Source organism: Bacillus sp. JS, assembly GCF_000259365.1.
Classification (GTDB): Bacteria; Bacillota; Bacilli; order Bacillales; family Bacillaceae; genus Bacillus; species Bacillus stercoris.
The window spans coordinates 248,111-264,948 of the sequence record NC_017743.1 but is presented as its reverse complement, the minus strand read 5'-3'; the positions used below and the strand labels follow the sequence as shown (position 1 = coordinate 264,948).

General features: G+C 46.9%; 14 protein-coding genes. 7 read left to right on the top strand and 7 right to left on the bottom strand.

What is annotated here, in order from left to right; translation table 11 throughout:
- Positions 1-40: 40 nt before the first annotated feature.
- From gucD to glnK, 4 genes are all read right to left on the bottom strand, one after another.
- Positions 41-1,507 (bottom strand): alpha-ketoglutaric semialdehyde dehydrogenase GucD, encoded by a 1,467-nt coding sequence (gene gucD / locus MY9_RS01460; RefSeq protein ID WP_014662632.1) that lies wholly within the window; start codon positions 1,505-1,507, stop codon positions 41-43.
- Between the two features lie 29 nt (positions 1,508-1,536).
- Positions 1,537-2,463, bottom strand: coding sequence for a 5-dehydro-4-deoxyglucarate dehydratase (gene kdgD / locus MY9_RS01455; RefSeq protein WP_041521239.1), 927 nt, complete (start codon positions 2,461-2,463; stop codon positions 1,537-1,539).
- 224 nt (positions 2,464-2,687) lie between these two features.
- Positions 2,688-3,632 carry a glutamine utilization two-component system response regulator GlnL gene (gene glnL / locus MY9_RS01450; RefSeq protein ID WP_014662630.1) on the bottom strand — a complete coding sequence of 315 codons (945 nt, stop codon included), beginning with the start codon at positions 3,630-3,632 and terminating at the stop codon, positions 2,688-2,690.
- A 10-nt stretch (positions 3,633-3,642) separates the two neighbouring features.
- Complete coding sequence (gene glnK, locus MY9_RS01445) at positions 3,643-4,875, bottom strand: two-component system sensor histidine kinase GlnK (RefSeq protein ID WP_081483657.1); 1,233 nt, start codon at positions 4,873-4,875, stop codon at positions 3,643-3,645.
- A gap of 301 nt (positions 4,876-5,176) precedes the next feature.
- Here glnK and MY9_RS01440 point away from each other — a divergent pair, with 301 nt between their 5' ends.
- From MY9_RS01440 to mmuP, 4 genes are all read left to right on the top strand, one after another.
- On the top strand, positions 5,177-6,160 hold the full coding sequence (locus tag MY9_RS01440) for a glutaminase (protein ID WP_014662628.1): 984 nt from the start codon (positions 5,177-5,179) through the stop codon (positions 6,158-6,160).
- Positions 6,161-6,181: 21 nt separating this feature from the next.
- Positions 6,182-7,618 (top strand): alanine/glycine:cation symporter family protein, encoded by a 1,437-nt coding sequence (locus MY9_RS01435; protein WP_014662627.1) that lies wholly within the window; start codon positions 6,182-6,184, stop codon positions 7,616-7,618.
- A 125-nt stretch (positions 7,619-7,743) separates the two neighbouring features.
- Positions 7,744-8,691, top strand: coding sequence for a homocysteine S-methyltransferase (gene mmuM / locus MY9_RS01425; RefSeq protein ID WP_014662626.1), 948 nt, complete (start codon positions 7,744-7,746; stop codon positions 8,689-8,691).
- Between the two features lie 120 nt (positions 8,692-8,811).
- A complete protein-coding gene (mmuP, locus tag MY9_RS01420) occupies positions 8,812-10,224 on the top strand; it encodes an S-methylmethionine permease (protein WP_014662625.1) in 1,413 nt (470 codons plus the stop codon).
- A gap of 36 nt (positions 10,225-10,260) precedes the next feature.
- Here the strand turns inward: mmuP and MY9_RS01415 are convergent, their stop codons facing one another.
- From MY9_RS01415 to gamR, 3 genes are all read right to left on the bottom strand, one after another.
- Complete coding sequence (locus MY9_RS01415; protein ID WP_041521238.1) at positions 10,261-11,331, bottom strand: branched-chain amino acid aminotransferase; 1,071 nt, start codon at positions 11,329-11,331, stop codon at positions 10,261-10,263.
- A 209-nt stretch (positions 11,332-11,540) separates the two neighbouring features.
- Entirely contained in the window at positions 11,541-11,816 is a 276-nt protein-coding gene (locus MY9_RS01410) for a DUF1648 domain-containing protein (RefSeq protein ID WP_014662622.1), read from the bottom strand.
- 33 nt (positions 11,817-11,849) lie between these two features.
- A complete protein-coding gene (gene gamR, locus MY9_RS01405) occupies positions 11,850-12,557 on the bottom strand; it encodes a transcriptional regulator GamR (RefSeq protein ID WP_014662621.1) in 708 nt (235 codons plus the stop codon).
- Between the two features lie 218 nt (positions 12,558-12,775).
- Here gamR and nagB point away from each other — a divergent pair, with 218 nt between their 5' ends.
- The 3 genes from nagB (at position 12,776) to gltP (ending at position 16,830) form a co-directional block, all read left to right on the top strand.
- Complete coding sequence (gene nagB / locus MY9_RS01400; protein WP_014662620.1) at positions 12,776-13,525, top strand: glucosamine-6-phosphate deaminase; 750 nt, start codon at positions 12,776-12,778, stop codon at positions 13,523-13,525.
- A 20-nt stretch (positions 13,526-13,545) separates the two neighbouring features.
- A complete protein-coding gene (ptsG, locus tag MY9_RS01395) occupies positions 13,546-15,441 on the top strand; it encodes a glucose-specific PTS transporter subunit IIBC (RefSeq protein WP_014662619.1) in 1,896 nt (631 codons plus the stop codon).
- Positions 15,442-15,585: 144 nt separating this feature from the next.
- Positions 15,586-16,830 carry a glutamate-aspartate/proton symporter GltP gene (gene gltP / locus MY9_RS01390; protein ID WP_014662618.1) on the top strand — a complete coding sequence of 415 codons (1,245 nt, stop codon included), beginning with the start codon at positions 15,586-15,588 and terminating at the stop codon, positions 16,828-16,830.
- Positions 16,831-16,838: the final 8 nt, after the last annotated feature.

Sequence of the window (16,838 nt, the reverse complement as noted above, 5' to 3'; positions counted from 1 at the left end):
ATAAAGCTGGGAAAGAGACATACGCCTCTTTCCAGCACCATTACGGCTTCACAAAAACGGTTTTGATCGCTGTGAAAAAGTCCTTCGCTGCCTCGCCCTGTTCGCGGGAGTGGGAGCTCGACTGCTTCATGCCGCCAAAAGGCGCCTGCAGCTCAACGCCTGCGCTTTCTGCATTCACCCGAACCAGCCCGGCATCAATTTCATCAATGAAAGAAAGCATTTTGCCGATGTTTTCCGTGAAGATGGATGCACTTAAACCGAACTTCACATCATTGGCGATGTCCAGCGCCTCCTCCATCGAATCAACCTTGATCAAAGCAATCACCGGACCGAAGATTTCCTCCTGGGCAATCGTCATCTCAGATGTCACATTGTCAAAGATGGCAGGCTGAACATAATAGCCGTTTTGATACTTTTCGTTCTCCAGCTTTTCTCCTCCCATTAAAAGGGAAGCGCCCTCCCGCTTGCCTTTCTCAATGTATGACAGGCAGTTATCAAGCTGATTCTTGCTGGCGATCGGTCCCATCCAGACATCCTCTTTTAAGCTGTCTCCGATTGTAATATCCTTTGTGCGCTGGAGCAGTTTTTCTTTAAAGCGCTCATAAATGCCGCTTTGTACGATGACACGGCTTGTCGCGGTGCATTTCTGGCCGGTTGAACGAAAGGCCCCCGTAATGACAGCTTCAGCCGCAGCTTCAAGGTCAGCGTCATCAGCTACGATGACAGGGTTTTTGCCGCCCATTTCAAGCTGATATTTAGCTCCCCTCGCTAAAGCGGCTTGCCCGATGATTTTTCCGACTTGATTTGAACCGGTAAACGTAACGGCGTTTACACTGTCATGCTCAGCAAGTCCCTGCCCGACAACAGAGCCTGGGCCTGTCACCAAATTGATGACCCCTGCCGGCAGCCCCGCTTCCTCAAAGCAGGCAATGATCTTTGCGCATGTCACAGCTGTTTCTGTCGCCGGTTTGATGACAACTGTATTGCCATATACCAGTGCCGGCGCCATTTTCCAAATCGGTATCGCCACAGGGAAATTCCACGGAGAAATCACGCCGACCACACCGAGCGGGACACGGGTGGTAAACATGAGGGCGTCTTTGTCAGTAGACGGAATGACGTCACCCGTTTTGCGCATGCCCTCTCCGGCGTAATAGCGCAGAATGGCAATCCCCCGGGCTGTTTCTCCCTTAGCTTCCGGCAGTGTTTTGCCCATTTCACGCGTTGCACAGGCGGCGATTTCCTCCAAGCGCCGCTCCATGATATCCGCTGTTTTGTATAAGTATTGGCCTCGCTCGGCACCCGTCAGCTTTCTCCAAGCCGTTTTGGCTTTATTGGCGGCGGCGACGGCACGTTCCACATCCTCAGCTGTTGAGTTCTGTACATAACCGACAATATCATTCACATCGGCAGGGTTTTCGACCTTAACCATATCGCCTGATTGAGACTGAACCCACTCTCCGTTAATAAAGTTGAGATACGTGTTTTGTTCCGTGATCACAGACATGTCCATTACCCCTTTCGTGTTTTTTCTGGTCAAACCGTTGCAGCTTTTTTCGGAAAACGGTCAGCCGCCTGCTTCAAAATCGCTTCCAATTGCTGATAATGATCCTTTTCAACCGGGCCGACAGGCGGTCTGGCTGTATTTCTTACATTCAGCCCCATGATCTCCATCCCCGCTTTAATCAAGGATACGGCGTAGCCTTTTCGTTGTTTGCGAATGTCGTTGATTGGGAGAATCACATGCTGATAGATTTCCTTCACCAGCTCGGCATCTCCGTTTTTCAATGCATCATAGAACATTCGCGAAATATGCGGGATATAATTTGAAATCGCTGAAGAGTAAGAGTGGAATCCGATCGGCAGGTAAGCCGGCATCGTCACTTCAGCCATAGGCATTCCATTGAGCCATCCCAAGCGGTCGCCGATCGTATAGACGAGGTTGATATTTAAATCCATATTCCCTACCCCGTCTTTGACACCGACAAGCTGTTCACATTCGGTCAAGCGTTTGATCTGTTCTACAGCGAGAATGGCGTTATCACGCTGATAGAGAATCGCATTCAAGTCAGTGCTTTCAATAATCGTTTTCGCATACTGATACAGTCCCTCCTGTTCGCCATGCACCAAATACGGGGGCAGGATCAAGTAGCCGTCGGCGCCCTTTTTCTCCGACAGCTGCGCCCATTCAAGCGCTGTGCTGAGGTTGCCACCCACCCCAGTGTAAACCGGCACCTTTCCCCCGGCTGCAGAGACTGCGACTTCCACCATTTGCTCATATTCCTTCTGGCTGAGAGATTGAAATTCACCAGACCCGCAAGCGATAAATATCGCTTCTAAGCCCTCTTTCAGCAAAAACTCAATGTTTTGAAAAAGAGCTTCTTCCTCCAGCTTTCCTTGTGTGTTAAAAGGAGCAACCGGAAAACCTAAAATGCCAGCGGGTGCTTTTCTGATACGGCTCATCAACATAACCTCCTGTTATTTGTGTATACAGCCCCTAACTGAAAGCGCTTTATAAATCTTTCTTTCACATCCGCTCCTTCCCATATATCCTTTTGTTTAATTGTAAGACAAATAAACAATAAGTCAATATCTTTATTTTCTGATATTTTATAAAAAACAGTAAACCGCTGTCCCGCCGGGATTCTGCGCAGCAAAAAAACAGCCGGATCAGCCGGCTGTTTGGTTTATATCCTTCTTTGTTTCATCGTCTCGTGCAAAAGCTTCGCTTCCAAAAAAAACACGTGGATGAATTTTTTCATATTTATTCTAGCAGGGGCGAGAGGTTTTGCATCCTTGGATTGGAGTTCTTTCATTTTCTGGCTGACTACCGGAAAATCAAAGAACTTCGACGCATAGGTTTCAAATTTTGGATTCGAAAAATCAGTTGTCCCCAGTGATGCAAAATGGTGCAGCGAATGAATAATCGCTCTGCGGATACGCTGCTCTGAGGCTTTCATTTCCCGATTGACCTCCGTCTGAGAGGCCCCTGTCCCCAGCTTCCGTTCGGCTACTTGGGTGAATATTTGTTTTAGCGAAGGGCTTTGTTTTTCGTGCGGCTCGGATTGCTCGTATTCTGCTAAATACTGCAGGACCGCCATGAGATCCTGCGCGCCGCCTTCTCCCATCATGCCCAGCTCGGACAGCAGAAATGCTCCCGCCTCTTTTAAACCGCTGTCACTCTTCTGCTGGGGACGCGCTTTCCGATCAGTCCGATTGACAAGCCGGCTTAGTGAATGCTGAATGGCTCCAATCGAGTGTTCAAGCTCAATCCGCTCCTTCACCTTTTGGAGAACCGTAACAATTTCAATGCGGTTAATCGGCTTATGGATAAAATATTCGATGCCAAGCGAGTACGCTTCTCCGACCATTTCCTTTGCCTCCACTTGAGAGATCATGACGATTTTGCCGGAGTACGTATGCTGGATCTCACGAATGGTCTCAATGCCGTCTCTTCCGGGCATTAACAGATCGATTAATAAAATATCAATCTGTTTGAACTGCAGCATATGCCCTTCCACTTGGCTTCCGTCGTCTGCTTCACCAGCAGCCTCCCCAAGATCCTCGTCCTCAATGATCTGCCTTAAAATCGACCGTACCGCACGGTCATCATCAGCGATAAAAAAACGCATAGCTTTCGGTTCACCCTTTCTGAATCAAATGCCGGACAGGCAGCCTGATGGCAAACACCACTCCCCGCTGCTGATTATTAAACGTAATATCCCCATCTAGTTCAGTCACGATTTCCTTCACATAGGAAAGTCCTATTCCCGTAGAAGGCGTGCCGAATTCGTCATATTTTGAAGTAAAGCCCGGGTCGAACACAATCTCCCCTATTTTTTCAGATATACCGGGACCATTGTCTTCCACCTGAAATTCTACCATACTCTCATTTAACTTATGGAGCCTCAGGCTGATCATTCCCTCTTCATCCATAGCCTCTACCGCATTTGCCGTTAGATTATTAATGATCGAAAGCACAATAAATACGTGATATTCGTCATGCTCTCCCTCTATGGAGCAGTAAAAATCAATCTGCTTTCCCAGTGCTTCAGCGTACTTTTCATTCATTCGAATCACGAGCTGCAGCAAATCAGAGGCCCTCATATAATCTCTCAAACTCTCATTCGAAATCAGTTTTGAAAGCCCAGCGAATATCCGCTGGTTGTCCTTTTTCACTTCATGAATCTCCCCGGCCAGTCTCAGGATTCTGCCGCTGAGCTGATGATCCTTGCCCTTCATTTCCCGATAGAGCTGATACGAATCGTTTGTCACTTTCTCTGTCGTTTTCAAAGTCTTTTTTAGGTGCACCGTTTCTTCATATAAATTAGAAACGATCATCAGCATGTGCTCATGCTGCTGCCTTGTCTGTTTTTCTCTCGATTGTGTTTCATACAGCTTCAGCACACTATAAAAGCTCATCACGATAAATGTGTGAGAAATCGCAATCACCGCAATGTCAGTAATTTCCTCAGGCGTGACAACCGTATGAAAAATGAGAAATTGCACAGCCAGCTCGACACAATCTGACACAACTTCAATCATAAACCCAATGAAACCGAGCATAATCGGCCGTTCACGGAAACGATTGGCCTTTAGTATGTAAAACAGGCAGGCGTAAGTCATATAAAAGAAAAAGCTAGACGCTTGGTCATACAGAATCGGAGTCAATCCGTTGTGCCCTCCGCCCCATAATTCCAGAAAGACGCGAAAGATAAAAACAGCCGCTCCAGTCAGAAAACCCGGCAGCACAGCGGGCACATGCCGCAACAACGATAAAAAGAAGAAAAAAACCGGTGCGCCAAAGCTGACCCGGAATTCTTCATTGAGGGGATAAAATTTCAGTTCACCGGCCAGCGGCACCGTAATCAGCATGAGAGCCAGTATATATCCGTCTTTTTCGATAAAACGTTCCAGTTTTATGATGATCACATCCTCGCTTTTTATTTTGGAGAAACGGGAGAAAACCTGCAAATTGCTTTTGACCCAGAAAATCAGGTTTTTATAAATCTTACTGCTTATTTTCAAAATGTTTTTGTCGTATTTTGTATGATTCTGTAGTCGCCATTATACAGTAAATATACCATCCGCTTTTATGAAAGCGTTTAACGCCCCTTCAGCCTTCGCTTTGATAAACCTCAGTCCTTAAAGAAGAAAATCAGTGAGGAGGAATTCGATGAAAGAATTGATAAAAGAGACTCTGAAAGAAATAAACCCGGCGTCACAGCTGCATCATTGGGTTGAGCATTATCGCCCCTTTGCCGCCAATGGACAAAGTGCAAACTATATCCCCGCTTTAGGAAAAGTCAATGACTCACAGCTCGGCATTTGTATATTGGAGCCTGACGGAACGATGATACATGCCGGAGATTGGAACGTCCCTTTTACCCTGCAAAGCATTTCCAAAGTGATCAGCTTTATCGCCGCCTGCATGAGCCGCGGCATTCCCTATGTGCTGGACCGCGTAGATGTCGAACCGACAGGCGACGCCTTTAATTCAATCATTCGGCTCGAAATCAACAAGCCGGGAAAGCCGTTTAATCCCATGATCAACGCGGGTGCCCTTACCATCGCCTCGATTCTTCCCGGTGAATCGGCATACAAAAAGCTCGAGTTTCTATACTCGGTGATGGAAACCTTAATAGGAAAACGTCCGAGAATTAATGAGGAAGTGTTCCGTTCTGAATGGGAAACCGCCCACCGCAACAGGGCGCTGGCCTACTATTTAAAAGAAACAAACTTTTTAGAAGCTGACGTAGAAGAAACACTTGAGGTGTACTTGAAGCAATGCGCCATGGAGAGCACCACAGAAGACATCGCGTTGATCGGCCTGATCCTTGCCCATGACGGGTATCATCCGATTCGACGCGAGCAGGTGATTCCAAAAGATGTGGCAAAATTGGCCAAGGCGTTAATGCTGACGTGCGGCATGTACAATGCTTCAGGCAAATATGCGGCGTTTGTCGGCGTGCCGGCCAAAAGCGGCGTCTCCGGCGGCATCATGGCGCTGGTTCCTCCAAGCGCCAGAAGAGAACAGCCTTTTCAATCCGGATGCGGTATCGGCATTTACGGGCCTGCCATTGACGAATACGGCAACAGCCTCACCGGGGGTATGCTGCTGAAGCATATGGCACAGGAGTGGGAACTCAGTATTTTTTAAACATAAAAAAGAGGTGATTGTATGCAGCAAATCCTGGAACATATCGTCGGTATCGCAAATGATCTTTTGTGGTCAAAGCTATTAATTGTATTGCTTCTTTCTCTTGGAATCTATTTTACGTTCAGGCTTAAGTTTTTACAGGTTCGCATGTTGAAAGAAATGGTGAGAGTGTTAAGAGAAGGTGCTGCTTCCCGGTCGAAAAACACCATTTCTCCGTTTCAAGCCTTTTGCATCAGCATGGCAGCCCGTGTCGGAACGGGAAATATTACGGGCATTGCCATCGCCATTGCACTCGGCGGGCCCGGTGCAATCTTCTGGATGTGGATTATCGCCATTATCGGATCAGCATCCAGCTTTGTGGAAAGCACACTGGCTCAGATTTATAAAGTGAAAGATGTAAACGGCTTCCGCGGCGGGCCGGCGTATTACATGGAAAAAGGGCTGAACAAAAGGTGGATGGGCGCGCTGTTCGCTGTGTTAATCACCCTATCGTTCGGTATCGTCTTCAACTCGGTTCAATCCAATACAGTCAGCCTTGCCTTTGAAAACGCGTTCGGCACAAACCGCCTGACATTGGGACTCATTTTAATTGCTGTATTCGGCACGATCATTTTCGGCGGAGTCAAGCGCATTGCAAAATTGGCTGAATCCATTGTCGTCGTATTGGCTGTTCTGTATATCGGAGTTGCGTTTTTCGTCATTTTCACCAACATTACGCAGCTGCCAGATGTGCTTGCGCTAATCGTGAAAAATGCGTTTGGTTTTGACCAGGCCGCCGGCGGGGCTTTGGGCGCGGCACTCATGCAAGGCGTCAGACGGGGAATCTTTTCAAACGAAGCGGGAATGGGGAGCGCACCGAATGCCGCTGCCACCGCCACAACAAGCCATCCCGTCAAACAGGGGCTGATCCAAGCTTTTGGTGTGCTTACTGATACACTGGTCATTTGTACAAGCACCGCCTTTATCATTCTGTTTTCGGATGCCTATCATACTCCGGGTCTGAGCGGAATCGCCTTGACACAAGCCTCTCTAAGCTCCCATGTCGGATCATGGGCATCAGGCTTTCTCGCCATTCTGATTTTGTTATTCGGATTCTGTGCTTTAATCGGAAACTATTATTATGGCGAAACCAATATTGGCTTTTTGAACAAAAGCAAAAAACTGATATTCGTTTACCGTATCGGCGTGCTGGCGATGATTGTGTTTGGCTGTGTCGCCAAAGTCCAGCTCGTCTGGGATCTTGCTGATTTGTTCATGGGCTTGATGGTCGTCGTGAATTTAATTGCAATTTTCTTATTATCAAAGGTCGTTTTTACAGCGCTGAAGGACTATACACGCCAGAAAAAAGCTGGCAAAGATCCGGTCTTCTATAAAGATGTTCTCAAGAACCACAACGGCATTGAATGCTGGCCGCTTTCTGATACATCGTCAGACTCACACAACAAACAAATATCATAAAAAAGAGGTGTTCAGACATATGGCTGAACACCTTTCTCTATTTGCGTTTATTGACAAACACGTAAGCCTCCATTACGATTTTCATATCTTTTTAAAAAATCTGAAAGAAGGCATCGGTACATTCTATGAATCCTATCCAACACATACTAGATACATTCCCGCTTATTGTGCTAGACGGCGCCATGGCGACCGAGCTTGAACGCAAGGGCTGTGACTTGAACGACAGTCTGTGGTCGGCAAAAATCCTGATGGAAGAGCCGGACCTGATTAAACAAGTTCATACTGATTATTTCGCAGCAGGTGCCGATTGTGCGATCACCGCCAGCTATCAGTCCACATTCGAAGGTTTTGCCGCACGCGGGCTGAGCAAAGCGGAAGCACGCCGGCTCATCGAGTTGTCCGTCAGCATCGCAGCTGAAGCACGTGATGAATTTTGGTCGTTTGAAGAGAACCGTTTGAATCGGCCAAAACCGATCATTGCGGCTTCTGTAGGCCCTTATGGCGCTTATCTTGCAGATGGTTCTGAGTATCGCGGCAACTATGCAATATCAGAAGATGAACTGATTGAATTTCATCGTCCCCGGATGAAAGCGCTGATTGAAGCCGGAGCTGATGTTTTGGCATGCGAAACGATCCCGTGTCTGACTGAAGCAAAAGCGATTGTGCGGCTGTTGAAGGAATTTCCCGAAACGTATGCGTGGATCAGCTTCAGTGCCAAAGACGGCCTACATATCAGTGACGGAACACCGGCCGCTGACTGCGCGGCTTGGCTTGATGAACATCGCCAAATTGCAGCGCTCGGCATCAATTGTACGCCGCTTCAGCATATTTCTTCCTTGATAGAGGAGTTAAAAAAGAACACGTCAAAGCCGATCATCGTCTACCCGAATTCAGGTGAGCAATATGATCCGGGAACTAAAACGTGGAACGGCGCAGCATGCGCAGAATCTTACGGGGCGAGCGCCCGCATCTGGCATGAAAAAGGTGCGAAGCTGATCGGCGGCTGCTGCCGGACAAAACCCGAAGATATTCAAGAAATCGCGGCTTGGGTCCGCTCTTTAAAAACAACTTGACTTATCGGAATTGTTTGTATATTCTAACTTAAAGCCGGTTCGCCGGAGTCTCGTGTCACTTCCTGACATGAGATTTTTTATTAGGAAGGAAATAAATCGCCGATAGAAAGTTGGAAAAAGATGGACTCTGCTCACAACAAGAATGAGACAACCTTTCAGAGAAGTATGAAAAGCCGGCACCTCTTTATGCTTTCCTTAGGAGGTGTCATCGGAACAGGACTGTTTTTAAGCTCTGGCTATACCATTCAGCAGGCAGGCCCGGCTGGAACGATACTTGCCTACTTAGTCGGGGCCGGAATTGTCTATCTGGTCATGCTATGCCTCGGTGAGCTGTCAGTCGCCATGCCTGTGACCGGCGCCTTTCACACCTATGCGGCCAAATACATAGGGCCTGGCACCGGTTTTACGGTCGCTTGGCTGTACTGGCTGACATGGACCGTGGCATTGGGATCGGAATTCACAGCAGCCGGCCTGCTAATGCAACGCTGGTTTCCCCATACGTCGGTTTGGATGTGGAGTGCCGTATTTGCGCTGTTCATTTTCTTGCTTAACGCATTTTCGGTCAGGTTTTTCGCTGAATCAGAATTTTGGTTTTCCAGCATCAAAGTATTAGCCATCATATTATTTATTCTTTTAGGCGGTTCTGCCATGTTCGGCCTCATCCCCATCAAAGGCGGAGAATCCGCTCCGATGCTGTCTAACTTCACGGCGGAAGGCGGGCTCTTTCCTAATGGATTTATTCCGATATTGATGACGATGCTGTCCGTCAATTTCGCCTTTTCGGGAACGGAACTGATCGGAATCGCAGCGGGTGAAAGTGTTGATCCGGACAAGACGATACCAAAAGCGATTAAAACAACGGTCTGGCGCCTCTCACTCTTCTTTGTCGGAACAATTTTTGTGCTGTCAGGGCTGATTCCGATTCAAGATGCAGGTGTCATCAAAAGCCCGTTTGTCGCTGTCTTTGATAGAGTCGGTGTACCATACGCGGCCGATCTCATGAACTTTGTTATCCTGACAGCGATCCTGTCAGCGGCTAATTCCGGACTCTACGCTTCTTCCCGGATGCTGTGGTCTTTATCAAAAGAAAAAACGCTTCATCCGACATTTGCAAAGCTGACGTCAAAAGGAACCCCGTTTAACGCGCTGGTGTTCAGCATGATCGGCGGCATTCTGTCGCTGCTGTCCAGTGTATTTGCACCAGACACTGTATACGTTGTGCTCGTGTCGATTTCCGGTTTTGCTGTCGTTGTCGTGTGGATGGGAATCGCTGCATCTCAATTCATGTTCAGAAAACGTTATATCGAAGCGGGAAACAAAGTTTCTGATTTGAAATACAGAACGCCTTTGTATCCGATCGTGCCGATTGCAGCGTTTCTGTTATGCCTGGCTTCCGTCATTGGCATTGCCTTTGATCCGAATCAAAGAATCGCACTGTATTGCGGCGTTCCGTTTATGGCCATTTGCTATGCAATGTATTATGTGAAAAACCGCAAAAGCCTGCCGGCTGCTGATATGACTCATTCAAAATAAAAAGAACCTGCCTTCAGGCAGGTTCTTTTTCAATTTTTACACTTCCACTGTCCAGTTGAACGGGCCTTTTACCTTGCCAAGCTGAATATCTGTTATCGTTTCATACAGCTTTTTCGAGAGGTCCCCGATTTGCCCGTCGCCTACAATCACCGTTTTTCCATGAATGTTGAGTTCACCGACAGGCGTAACGACGGCTGCCGTGCCTGTGCCGAAGACCTCTGTCAATTCTCCGCGTGCAGAGGCTGCATACACCTCATCAATTGATATTCTCTCTTCACGAACCGGAATGCCCCAGCTTCGAATCAATTCAATCGCAGACGCGCGTGTCACCCCGCTTAAAATGCTTCCGCTTAAAGCAGGTGTGACAGCTTCCCCGTTTATGACGAAAAAGATGTTCATGCTCCCTACTTCTTCCACATATTTCTTTTCAATGGCGTCCAGCCACAGTACCTGGTCATAGCCCAGCTCATTCGCTTTCCGCTGTGCCTGAAGACTGGCCGCGTAGTTTCCAGCCGTTTTTGCAAATCCGACTCCGCCGTTGACCGCCCGCACATACTCATCTTCGACATAGATTCTAACCGGCTTCAGCTGATCGTCGCCATAATAGGAGCCGACAGGCGAAAGCACGATCATAAATGTATAGCTCCTGGATGCCTTCACACCGAGACTCGGTTCTGTGGCAATGACAAAAGGACGAATATAAAGTGACGTTCCTTTTTGCTTTGGAACCCAATCTTTCTCCAGCTCAACTAATTGCGTCAATGCCTCAAGCACAAGCTCTTCGTCTAAAGGGGGCATGCTCATTCGCTCACACGATCTGTTCAGCCGTTTGATATTTTGATCCGGACGGAACAGGAGCACCCTGCCATCCTCTGTTCTGTATGCTTTTAACCCTTCAAAAACAGCCTGGCCGTAATGAAAAACAGAGGAAGACGGATCGAGCGTAAGCGGTGCGTACGGTGCAATTCTGGGATGATGCCATCCAATTCCCTCTTCGTAGTCCATCACAAACATATAATCTGTAAAATATTGTCCAAACCCCAAGGAAGACGGGTCGGGCTTTTCCTTATAATATCCAGTTTTTTCTCGTTCAATAAGCTTATTCAATCTGATCAGCACACCTTTCATACAATTGTTTAAATATTCAGTCTTTTTAAAGCTGCAAAAAATATACAGCCCTTCCTTTCATGATACGCCGCTCCACACCGATAAATTTCAGAATATTCTTTAGGATCATCAGCTATTATACACCACATTCATTGTCAGATGAAGCTGAAATTAAAGAAAAACAGCCAGTTTTATTCTGGCTGTTTGATTTAGACCGCTAAACAAAGGACGACAACGTGGCAAATCAGCAAAATATACACTGCGAACACTAATTGCCAATTGATCTTCCGCGCCCATGCAAACACCACCATCAAAACAGGCAGCAGCACAGTCCCCGCCAGCTTGTTCACTGTCAGATCCGGGCTGTTCGCTACATCATAATGAATCGGCATCTGCGCCGGCAGAAAAGGGTAAAACACGATTGAAAGGATGAATGCAACAATTACAGCTCCCCACAGCACTTTTTCATTCGTCAATAGAAACATAGAACGACCATTCCCTTCTTATCACTTATTGCTTTATGAATGATATGACTGTTCTACGGTGAATTTCGTTCGGTCTCCCCGCGTAATAATTTGTGCATATTCCACCACTTCTTCATTTTTATCATAGGTAAGGGATTCTGATAAAAACGCAGGCGCTCCGACATTGGTTAATAAGTGGCCGCTGATCGTTTCATCCGTTAAAATCGGTTCGATCGATTCCGTTCCCTTGCTGATTTCAATATTGTATTTTGTCCTTAACAATTCAAACAGCGAGCCGGTGCATTCCTCCTGCGCCAGCCCCGGTGCCGCCTTCCAGGGAATATACGAGGTATGATACTGCAAAGGCTCCCCCTCGGCGTATCTGACTCTGACAAGCTTGTTGACAGGTTCATTCTCTTTCATTTTCAAAAGCTCGGCAATGGAGTGATCAGCGGGTATCACCACAAGCTCAAGCACTTTTGATTCGGAACGCAGGCCTCTCATTTGTTCTGCAAAGCTCGTAATCTTATGCGGAATCGGCGTTTGTATTTTTGCCGCCGATACAAACGTCCCTTTCCCCTGAATTCTCTTAATATATCCTTCAAGCTCTAGCTGCTGCAGGGCCAGTCTCACAGTTGTTCTGCTGACATCATATTGTTCGCAAAACTCACTCTCCGTCGGCAGCTGATCATTCGCCTGATATTTGCCCGACTTAATTAATTCAATGATTTTAAACTTGATAACAGAATATAAAGCTGTCATTTCATTCTCCCCATTCTGTATGCAATCCGTTCTTTTTCATTGAGACCATAATACCATTTGCCATCCCAATATGAAAGATTTGTATCCTTCCTTTATAACAAATTTTCAGAAATTTATATTGACAGTTTGATAACGCTGGTGCTAAATTCGTAATGACAAGTATCGAAAATTGGTCATAACAAATATGGTGCTTGTCTATCTCTTTGAGGGGGTGTCACATGAAGATTCTGATCGCTAATCACTACGATGAACTCTGTAAGTTAAGCGCTACCATTATTAAAGAGCAAATACAAGCTAAGAAAGATGCCGTTCTCGGCCTGGCAACCGGAAGCACGCCGGTCGGCTTGTACAAGCAGCTGATTTCAGACTATCAGGCAGGTGAAATTGATTTTTCAAAGGTTACTACATTTAATTTGGATGAGTACGCTGGTCTCTCTCCATTTCATCCTCAAAGCTATAACAAATTTATGCATGAGCATCTTTTTCAGCATATCAATATGCAGCCTGATCATATTCATATCCCGCAAGGAGACAATCCGCAGCTTGAGGCTCAATGCAAGGTATACGAAGATCTCATCCGCCAGGCGGGAGGCATTGATGTCCAGATTCTCGGCATCGGCGCCAATGGCCATATCGGTTTCAATGAACCGGGATCTGATTTTGAGGACCGGACACGTGTTGTGAAGCTTTCAGAAAGCACGATACAGGCAAATGCCAGATTCTTCGGCGGTGATCCGGTGCTGGTGCCGAGACTCGCGATTTCAATGGGCATTAAAACCATCATGGAATTCAGCAAACATATTGTGCTTTTAGCAAGCGGCGAGGAAAAAGCAGACGCCATTCAAAAGATGGCTGAAGGTCCTGTCACGACAGATGTACCGGCCTCCATTCTTCAAAAACACAATCATGTAACCGTTATCGTCGATAATAAAGCAGCTCAAAAATTAAAGAGTGCACCATACTCATAAAACAATAAAAGGAGACTGTCATGTTTAAAAAGGCATTTCAAATTCTGCAGCAGCTTGGCCGCGCGTTGATGACTCCGGTTGCCGTCCTGCCGGCAGCGGGCCTTTTGCTCCGTTTCGGAGACAAAGACTTACTGAACATCCCTATTATAAAGGATGCGGGCGGCGTTGTATTCGATAATCTTCCGCTGATTTTCGCCGTCGGGGTCGCGATCGGATTAGCCGGCGGCGAAGGTGTAGCCGGACTTGCCGCTGTCATTGGATACTTAATTTTAACCGTTACCCTCGACAATATGGGAAAATTACTCGGCCTTCAGCCTCCGTATGAAGGAGCCGAGCACCTGATTGATATGGGAGTTTTCGGAGGAATCATCATCGGGCTTCTCGCCGCCTATTTATATAAGCGGTTTTCATCAATCGAGCTGCATCCGGTCCTTGGATTTTTCTCTGGAAAACGCTTTGTCCCGATTATTACGTCCGTCAGTTCATTAGTGATCGGTGTCATTTTCTCATTCGTTTGGCCGCTGATCCAAAATGGAATTAACGCAGCCAGCAGTTTAATTGCCGATTCAACAGTCGGCCTGTTCTTTTATGCAACGATCTATCGTTTGCTGATTCCTTTCGGCCTGCATCATATTTTTTATACACCTTTCTATTTTATGATGGGAGAATACACAGACCCGTCAACAGGCAACACCGTAACCGGCGACCTGACAAGGTTTTTCGCGGGAGACCCGACAGCAGGGCGCTTTATGATGGGGGATTTCCCTTACATGATTTTCTGTCTGCCGGCAGTTGCTCTTGCCATTATCCATACCGCGCGTCCGGAAAAGAAAAAAATGATCTCCGGCGTTATGATTTCTGCGGCGCTCACATCTATGCTGACCGGAATTACAGAACCGGTTGAGTTTTCTTTCTTATTCGTTGCACCCGTGCTCTATTTTATTAACTCTATTCTTGCCGGCGTCATCTTTGTCGTTTGTGATTTATTCCATGTCCGCCACGGCTATACGTTCTCAGGCGGCGGAATTGACTACGTCTTGAACTACGGACTGTCAACAAACGGCTGGGTTGTCATTCCTGTCGGGATCGTGTTTGCTTTCATTTATTATTATTTGTTCCGATTTGCGATTCTGAAATGGAATTTGAAAACGCCCGGCCGTGACACAGATGAAGACGGTCAGAATGAGGAGAAAGCTCCAGTCGCAAAAGACCAGCTTGCCTTTCACGTGCTGCAGGCCTTGGGCGGACAGCAAAATATCGCTAATCTGGATGCGTGTATCACAAGGCTTCGCGTGACCGTTCATCAGCCAAGCAAAGTCAGCAAAGATGAATTAAAACGGCTTGGCGCAGTAGGTGTGCTCGAAATCAACAACAACTTTCAGGCGATATTCGGAACAAAATCCGATGCCTTAAAAGACGACATCAAAACGATCATGGCCGGAGGCGTCTCTGGCACCGCCGCCGCGCTGGACACGGAAACGGACAAGCAGCAAAATCCTGTTTCCGGCGAGGCCTTTATTTATCCGCTCAAAGGAGAAACAGTCTCTCTGGGGGACGTGCCCGATCAAGTCTTTTCAGAAAGAATGATGGGCGAGGGGATCGCGATTAATCCAACAGAAGGAAAAGTCGTCGCACCTGCGGACGGCGAGATCGTCTCGATCTTTCCAACAAAACACGCCATCGGCTTTATGAGCGCCGGAGGCACCGAAATCCTGATTCATGTCGGCATTGATACCGTCAAATTGAATGGGGAAGGCTTTGAAGCACATGTCACGAGCGGACAAGCCGTCAAACAAGGTGAACTGCTTCTCACATTTGATCTTGATTACATCAAGCAGCATGCCGCTTCAGCCGTAACACCGGTTATTTTTACAAATATCTCTGAAGATAATATGAAGCACATTCAAATGAAGTAAAAAAGTCCTCCCTGCTGCGGGGGACTTTTTCGCCAACATAATGAAAGCGTTACCAAAATAAAATAACTTGAAAAAAGGGGTTTGCATTAGAATCACGAATGATATGAATATGCCTTCATTCTATCATTCTAAAGGGGGATTCATTTGAAAAAATTAATCGCGTTTCAAATTTTAATCGCTTTGGCTGCCGGAGCGATGATCGGCCACTTTTTTCCTGATTTCGGGATGGCACTCAGGCCTGTCGGAGATGGATTTATCCGCTTGATTAAAATGATTGTTGTGCCGATTGTGTTTTCTACCATTGTCATCGGAGCCGCAGGAAGCGGGAGCATGAAAAAAATGGGCAGCCTCGGTATCAAGACAATCATTTGGTTCGAAGTGATTACCACGCTTGTATTGGCGCTCGGTCTTTTATTAGCAAATGTCTTAAAACCAGGTGTCGGGCTTAATCTTTCCCATTTGGCGAAAAAAGATATCAATGAACTGTCAGGCTACACTGAAAAAGTTGTTGATTTCAAACAAATGATCCTCGATATTATCCCTACAAACATTATTGATGTCATGGCCAGAAATGATTTGCTTGCCGTAATTTTCTTTGCGATTTTATTCGGTGTCGCCGCTGCCGGTATTGGCAAAGCCTCTGAACCCGTGATGAATTTCTTTGAATCCGCCGCTCAAATTATGTTCAAACTCACGCAAATCGTTATGGTCACTGCTCCTATCGGCGTGTTAGCCCTGATGGCAGCTTCTGTAGGCCAATATGGCATTGAACTCCTCCTTCCTATGTTTAAGCTGGTTGGCACAGTATTCCTTGGCCTGTTCCTAATCCTCTTTGTCCTCTTTCCGCTTGTCGGTCTCATCTTTCAGATTAAGTATTTCGAAGTATTGAAAATGATATGGGATCTGTTTTTAATTGCATTTTCCACCACCAGCACTGAAACCATTCTCCCTCAGCTGATGGATAGAATGGAGAAATACGGCTGTCCCAAACGAGTGGTATCATTCGTCATTCCCTCCGGCTTGTCATTGAACTGTGACGGCTCGAGCTTATATTTATCGATTTCTTGTATCTTTCTGGCGCAGGCCTTTCATGTAGACATGACATTGTCCCAGCAGCTCCTCATGATGCTTGTGCTTGTGATGACCAGTAAAGGCATTGCAGCTGTTCCCTCTGGCTCGCTTGTTGTGCTGCTGGCGACTGCCAATGCTGTAGGACTGCCGGCTGAAGGCGTTGCCATTATCGCGGGTGTTGACCGTGTCATGGACATGGCGCGAACAGGCGTGAACGTTCCGGGACATGCGATCGCCTGCATCGTGGTGTCAAAATGGGAAAAAGCCTTCCGCCAAAAAGAATGGGTTTCCGCAAACAGCCAAACCGAAAGCTTATAAAAAAAGAA